This is a genomic window from Ruminococcus sp. MCC718, from assembly GCF_018783905.1.
Lineage (GTDB): Bacteria > Bacillota > Clostridia > Lachnospirales > Lachnospiraceae > Hominisplanchenecus > Hominisplanchenecus faecis.
In genome coordinates, this window is sequence record NZ_WQNP01000148.1 from 1 (window position 1) to 400 (window position 400).

At 35.0% G+C, this 400-nt stretch carries 1 protein-coding gene; it reads left to right on the top strand.

The annotated features are described in order from the left end of the window. Positions 1–106 precede the first annotated feature (106 nt). Positions 107–400 (top strand): transposase (locus tag GPK60_RS12100; protein WP_346727780.1); only part of this gene is annotated, 294 nt, incomplete at its 3' end.

Sequence of the window (400 nt, forward strand, 5' to 3'; positions counted from 1 at the left end):
GTTGAAGATTTAGTACAAATAATCACAGTATTCAGTTGTAAGCTACAAGGAAAACGAGCGAATAAAGCTAAGAAACTTGTTCAAGAATTGATACAGGAGGAAGAAAATGATGGTAAAAGCCGTAAGGGTAATGTTAGAACCTAATAATGTACAACAAACTAAAATGTTTCAATATGCAGGTGCGGCAAGATTTGCTTATAACTGGGCTTTAGCCAAGGAAAAGGATAGCTATGAAAAAGGTGGCAAGTTCATTTCGGATTCAGAGCTTAGAAAAGAATTTACAAGGCTTAGGAATTCTGCTGAATACGCGTGGCTACAAAATGTTTCCAATAATGTAACCAAACAGGCAATTAAAGATGCTTGCATAGCCTACAAAAACTTTTTCAAAAGTTTGCAAAAA